The sequence below is a fragment of the Lysobacter sp. 1R34A genome (genome assembly GCF_051217035.1).
Classification (GTDB): domain Bacteria; phylum Pseudomonadota; class Gammaproteobacteria; order Xanthomonadales; family Xanthomonadaceae; genus Lysobacter.
In genome coordinates this window covers 1-6,464 of sequence record NZ_JBPKJP010000154.1, presented here as the reverse complement: position 1 = coordinate 6,464, position 6,464 = coordinate 1, and the positions used below count along the sequence as shown (strand labels likewise).

Annotated in this window: 5 protein-coding genes; all 5 read left to right on the top strand. The window is 66.4% G+C overall.

What is annotated here, in order from left to right:
* Nucleotides 1–449: 449 nt before the first annotated feature.
* A complete protein-coding gene (locus ACSAMQ_RS19570) occupies nt 450–1,298 on the top strand; it encodes an AraC family transcriptional regulator (RefSeq protein ID WP_435397262.1) in 849 nt (282 codons plus the stop codon).
* A 505-nt stretch (nt 1,299–1,803) separates the two neighbouring features.
* Complete coding sequence (locus ACSAMQ_RS19565; protein WP_435397261.1) at nt 1,804–3,141, top strand: hypothetical protein; 1,338 nt, start codon at nt 1,804–1,806, stop codon at nt 3,139–3,141.
* Between the two features lie 11 nt (nt 3,142–3,152).
* Nucleotides 3,153–3,641: a hypothetical protein gene (locus ACSAMQ_RS19560; protein ID WP_435397260.1), complete on the top strand. Its 489-nt coding sequence runs from the start codon at nt 3,153–3,155 to the stop codon at nt 3,639–3,641.
* Nucleotides 3,638–5,614: a GMC family oxidoreductase gene (locus ACSAMQ_RS19555; RefSeq protein WP_435397259.1), complete on the top strand. Its 1,977-nt coding sequence runs from the start codon at nt 3,638–3,640 to the stop codon at nt 5,612–5,614. The genes ACSAMQ_RS19560 and ACSAMQ_RS19555 overlap by 4 nt, the downstream gene beginning before the upstream one ends.
* A 510-nt stretch (nt 5,615–6,124) precedes the next feature.
* The coding region (locus ACSAMQ_RS19550; RefSeq protein WP_435397258.1) for a hypothetical protein at nt 6,125–6,464 on the top strand (340 nt) is incomplete at its 3' end.

Below are 6,464 nucleotides of genomic sequence, written 5' to 3'. Positions count from 1 at the left end.
GCGCCCGATCTCGCGGCATCCGCCCGGTGGCGGTCGGCCTCCGGCCTGCTGGGACGAACCCGCTTGGCGCCTGCTGCGCCGGTCCGCACGGCCCGCTCCCGGGCCGGCGCCCGCGACGCCGGCCGCCACCCTGTTCAGGACGGCGGGGTCGAACGCGGACTGGCCGTCCGCCGGAGTTTGGCCGTGGCCACCGGCGGGCGATTGGGCATAACTTAGTCGCTGGGTCGCCGACGCGTTAGTACATTACTGTCGCATCATTGCCCAATCCTGCAATTCGGCCGAAGCGGCACAGTCTGCGGCCAGATTCGTGCCGATAATCGCCGCAACCCGATAGTCGACGGGAAGCCATGAACGCCAATACTTCCGCAGAATCGATCGCCCAACGCGGGAGCTGTGCGGCGCTGGCCGAACTGGTAGACCGGATTGCCCGATTAACGCACGGCGACGGAGTGCACCCGACCGAGGTCGGCGCCCTGCAGTTGATCCGGATGAGCGCGCCGACCGAATGCTCGCCCTCGGTGTACGAACCGCGCCTGTGCATCGTCGCCCAGGGCCGCAAGGTGGTGACCCTGTCGGACCGCACCTACCACTACGACCCGCTCAACTACCTGGTGGTGTCGGTGACCCTGCCGATGATCGGCCAGGTGGTCGAGGCCACCCCCGACAAGCCCTATCTGTGCCTGCGCATCGACATCGACCCGGCCGAGATCGCCCGCCTGCTGGTCGACGCCGGGCAACCGCTGGCCGAGCGCGGCCACGGCGGCCACCAGTCGGCCGACCTGGGCCTGTACGCGGCCCGGGTCAACACGACCCTGATGGACGCGGTGCTGCGCCTGATGCGGCTGCTGGACACGCCGCAGGACCTGGCGGTGCTGGCGCCGCTGGCGCTGCGCGAGATCTTCTACCGGGTGCTGATGGGCGACCTGGGCCACCGCCTGCGCGCGCTGACCGTCAGCGACAGCCGCTCCAACCGCATCGCCAAGGCGGTCGCGGTGCTGCGCCAGTGCTATCTGCAACCACTGAGCATCGAGGCTCTGGCCGAGCAGGTGCACATGAGCACCTCGTCCCTGCATCACCAGTTCAAGGCGGTGACCACGATGTCGCCCCTGCAGTTCCAGAAGCAGTTGCGCCTGCACGAAGCGCGGCGGTTGATGATGGTCAACGGGGTCGAGGCGGTGGTCGCCGCGCACCGCGTGGGCTACGAGAGCCCCTCGCAGTTCAGTCGCGAGTACAAGCGCTTGTTCGGCGCGCCGCCGCGCGCGGAAGTGGTGCAGGCGCGCAGCGCGCCGCAGAGCTGAGCGGTCGGATCGATTCGTCGCAGCGCGTCGTCGCAGCGCGGATGCCTGCGAGCCATGAGCCGAGGCCGGCCAGATGCGTCCGGGCTGGAACGCGATGCTCGATCGTTGCGATTGGCCTGGCCCGCCGATGCCGAGCGATTGCACTGCCATGCAGGCGTTCCTCGCGCACACTCACCTTCGCTCACCCTGGTTCGCGTTCGCTAACGCGCACGCAGCCAAAGCGTGCGCTGTATGCGGTAACGCAAACGAAGCGCCGCGCAGGACAGCATCGTCGGCGCGAACGCAAATAAACCGCGGATATTTTTCTTTTGCCGGCCGCGTCGCATTTTTGCCCGCGACGCACCGGTAGCGTCTGCGCTCGATGCGAGTGGAGCCAGCGATTGCGATCGCCAGCCAAGCCGGGTTCGTCGGCATGGAATCGCAATACATCGACACAGGGACGCTGCCTGCACCGCGACGAAGCGAAAGCCTTCGCTTCGTTCGACCAAGGAGCAGGGGCCAGGCCATGACATACCGATACCGCCGCCGTCTGATGCTGACGGCGTCCGCAGTACTGATCGCCTTGGGCGGTTGCGCCGACAGCGGCGTGAAGCCCGAGCCGCACGACAAGCTGACGCGCGAGGACATCCGCTCCCAGGCCGCCTTGCCGCCGCTGAGCTGGCAGATCCCGCTCGACGTCGACGTGCCCCAGGGCAACCCGAGCCTGCAGGACCTGCAGGGCGATTTCGACCTGCTGTCGTGGCAGACCTTCGTCGCGGTGAACTGGCCCGCCGACGCCAACGGCAATCCGAACACGAGCACCACCATCGGCGCGAACCTGCCGACGGTGTGGGAGAACTGGAAGGAAAGCCGCGAGGTCTTCCTGCCCGGCGGCGCCGCGCCGCCGGCGTGGGGCACCGATTCGCCGCCGCCCGAGGTGTGCAAGGGCGTGGGGAGCGGCACCCTCAACCTGACCCAGGTCGGCAAGACCCCGAACGTGCTCGACGAAAGCGCCGAGCCGTTCGAGACCGGCCCGCTGATCGACCAGAACGGCCAGTACGTGCGCTTCGCGATCATGATGAACCGGGACATGTTCGACCGCATCGTCAAGGACGGGCTGTACAGCAAGGCCGGCCAGGCCGCTTTCAACAAGCCGGCCGATTTCGCCCAGCCGCAGACGCCGAGCAACGTCGGCGCGATCATGATCAAGTCCTCGTGGAAGGTGATGGGCCGCAACGACGACACGAGCCGCTTCCACACCATCAAGGCCCTGGTCTATACCAACCCGGGCGAGCACGAAGGCGTGTCGGCTTCGTGCAAGTCGCAGACGATGGGGCTGGTCGGCCTGCACATCGTGCACAAGACCAAGGACGCGCCGCAGTGGGTGTGGTCGACCTTCGAGCACGTCGACAACGCGCCGAGCCTGGGCGAGCCGCAGTCGAAGCCGAGCTACAACTTCTTCGACAAGAGCTGCACCGCCTGCCTCGCCAACGAGCCGCCGCCGCGTCCGTGGAACCCGAACGCGAGCTACACCCAGCCGACCCAGGTGGTGCGCGAGATTCCGCTGACCGATGCGACCCAGAAGCTCAACGCCCAGTACCAGTCCCTGCTGCGCAGCGCCAATGCGAACTCGGTATGGGCCAACTACCAGCTGATCAGCACGCAGTGGCCGACCAAGGCGAACAACCCGATCGACCCCAGCGGCACGCCGGCGCCGGCCTTCCTCGCCAACGCGACCCTGGAGACCTACATCCAGGGCAAGACGCCGCAGGGCTCGTCGAGCTGCATCGGCTGCCACAACAACGCCACCATGACCAACGGCATGGCTTCGGACTTCACCTACCTGCTGCAGCGCGCGCAATAAGGAGCCTTTCGATGGACCCCATGGACACTTTCATCAGCCTCAGCGTCGGCCTGACCGGATTCAAGCGCGAAGCGCTGGCGCCCGACGACAGCACCAACATGACGCCGGTCTATCTGGCGACGTTCCGCGATCGCGTGAGTAAGGGAGAGGCCGACAGCATCCTGGCGTGGTACCAAAGCATCGACAACAAGCTCACGGGCAATCCGCCCAATCGCGAAGAGCGCGTGGTGGAACTGCTGTTCGCGAACAAGCCCGAGTTCGAATTTCCGTGCCGGCAGTTGCTGTTCCTGTGGTATGCCGGCGCCTGGCCGACGGTGATCGACACCCCTGCAGCCACTCATGGCCAGACTTTCAGCGAGGTGATCTCGGCCGACAGCTACATCCAGGGCCTGGTGTGGCGGGTGATGCAGTCGCATCCGATGGGCAGCACCACCTACCACTACGGTTACTGGGCCAACCCGCCGCCGCCGCTGAGCGCCTACCTGGAGAACCCGGTATGAGCATCGTCACGCCTTCGGGCGGCTTCGACGTGGTGATCGTCGGCTCCGGCATCGCCGGTTCGATCGTCGCCTACCAGCTCGGCAAGGCCGGCAAGCAGGTCTTGATCCTCGAAGGCGGGCCGCCGGTGCCCAAGAGCCGCGAGGAGTACCTGCAGACCTTCTTCACCTCCAACGCCAAGACCCCCGAGTCGCCGTACCCGCCGACCATCCAGGGCGCCGTCGCCGCCACCGCCGACAACCCGCTCGGCCAACCCGATCCGTCCAGCCTCAACACGCCGCGCTATACGGTGCTGCAGATCAATGCCTGGCAGGACCCGAACATCAGTTACTTCGTCTACGACGCTCCGAAACCGGGCCTGGCGCCCGACAGTCCGGAACTGACTTTCGCTTTCGGCAGCTCCTATGAGCGTGTTGCCGGCGGCACCACCTGGCACTGGCTGGGTACTTCGCTCAATAACCTGCCGAACGACTTCCGGCTCAAGACCCAGTACGGCCAGGGCGTCGACTGGCCCGGCGGATCGCAGTTCTTCTACAGGCTGCTGCCGTACTACCGCAAGGCCACCGAGGTGATCGGCGTATCCGCCGACAAGCAGGCGATGGTGGATCTGTACAAGACCTTCAACGTCGAGCCCAGCGGCGTGTACGGCGACAACTACGATTTCCCGATGCCGGGCATCGTGCAGTCGATGAACGACGCGCTGTACGCGCAGACGGTCACCACGCTCAAGGTCGACGGTATTCCGCTGTTCGTCACGCCGACGCCGCAGGGCCGCAACTCCCGGCCGGGCAACCGCCGCCAGTGCGCCGGCAATACCAACTGCATTCCCATCTGCCCGATCCAGGCCAAGTACGACGGCTCGGTGACCCTGGCCCAGGCCTTGCAGACCGGCAACGTGCAGATCCAATACAAGTCCGTGGCGAGCAACATCCGCCTCGACGGCAACCAGGTCAGCGGCATCGACTACATCACCTACGACAGCCAGACCGGGCCGTCCACCGGCACCGGCACGGCGACGGCCAAGCGCTACGTGCTGGCCGCGCACGCGATCGAGACGCCGAAGCTGTTGCTGATGTCGAAAAACAATCCGGGCTGGAGCAACGGCGTCGCCAACAGCTCCGACCAGGTCGGCCGCAACCTCATGGACCATGTCATGTACCTGGCCTGGGGCCTGGCCAAGGATCCGGTCTATGCCTTCCGCGGGCCCCTGTCGACCTCGGGCATCGAGGCGGCGCGCGACGGCGCGTTCCGCAGCCGGCGCGCGGCCTATCGCATCGAGATCGGCAACGAGGGCTGGAACTGGGCGACCAACGATCCCAATACCACCCTGGCCGATTTCATCTTCGGACAGAACAACACGCAGTTGAACGGCAACTCGCTCAACCAGCAGAGCGAGCCCCTGCGTTTCAATCCGAACCTGCCGCCCTTCAGCAGGTTGTTCGGCACCCAACTGGCGAACACGCTCAACGCGATCTACGTGCGACAGTTGCGGCTGGGCTATCTGATCGAGCAACTGCCCGATCCGGACAATCGGGTGCAGTTGTCGGAACTGCGCGACCATCTCGGCCTGCCGCGGCCGGCGGTGACCTACCGCATCCGCGACGACTACGTGCGCAATGCCTTCGTTTCCGCCAAGCAAGTCTCGACGTTGATCTTCAATACTCTCGGCGCCAAGGAATACACCCAGCCGCCGCCGGAGGCGCAAACCAGCGGCCCCGCAGCGACGGCCAGCACTTTCGAGTACGAGGGCGACCGTTTCACCTTCTACGGCGCCGGCCACATCATCGGCACCTATCGCATGGGCGCCGCTCCGCGCGATTCGGTGCTCAATCCGCGGCAACAGTCCTGGGACCATCCGAATCTGTACATGGTCGGCAGCGGCGTGTTCCCGAGCACCGCCACCGCCAACCCGACCCTGACCATCGCCGCGCTGGCGCTGCAGGCGGCGGACAATATCCTGCACGACCTCGGTTAACCCCGCGGGCCGCGCGGATACTGCAGGCAGGGCAGAGGAGGCCGCGTCCGGAAGGGACGCGGCCTCGTTGCGTGACGCGGCGGCGTCGTTGCGGCGACGGTCCGTCCAGGGCCGTTCGGCCGTACGAACCGGCACATCCATCGACGAACGTCATGGGTTCGGTTTCGATCGAAACATAAATGCCGGACAACACTGTCACGGATGAACGATCGCATCCGGTCGTGCGCCACATCGTGTTCACGCCCATGCGCGAATCAACGCAAGTTCGCGCCGGTCCCCCATGCGGGACGTCATTGCGATTCGTTCTATGAAAACTGCCGCGCCGCGGTAGGGGAATGAATCGCGCGCCACGTTTGATCCAGTGAGCCGGTTCGAAGCGCGTTGCGCCTACGCGGCTCGTATCGAGGTTTCCATTCGCCGGAACCAGGTCTTCGCCTTGGTCGGCCGCGGGTCTGCGCCCGTCGGCGACGGTGTTCCGTGCTTGCAATCACACGAACAGGAAAACAAAGAATGAAGAAGCTCCCCTCCAGCAAGACCTTCGCCGTGCTCGGTCTCGCGGCGGCTTGCGCGACCGTGTTGATGTGGTCGCGCCACGATGCGCGTCAGCCGGCGCTCGGTGCGCCCGGCGATGCGTTCGCCGCATCGTCCCGGGCCTCGGGCTCGTTCGCCGGCGCCAGCCTGCGCAATGTCGCCTACGCCGCGCCCACGCCGCGCAACGATGCGCAGGCCAAGCTCGGCGGCGGTCAATTGCTGGAAGCGGTGCAGTGGCTCGCGCAGACCCAGGCCGGCCGCACCGCGTCGACGGCCTCGGCCGCCGGCGCCGCGGCGTCCGGCCCGGCCGGTAGCGCGG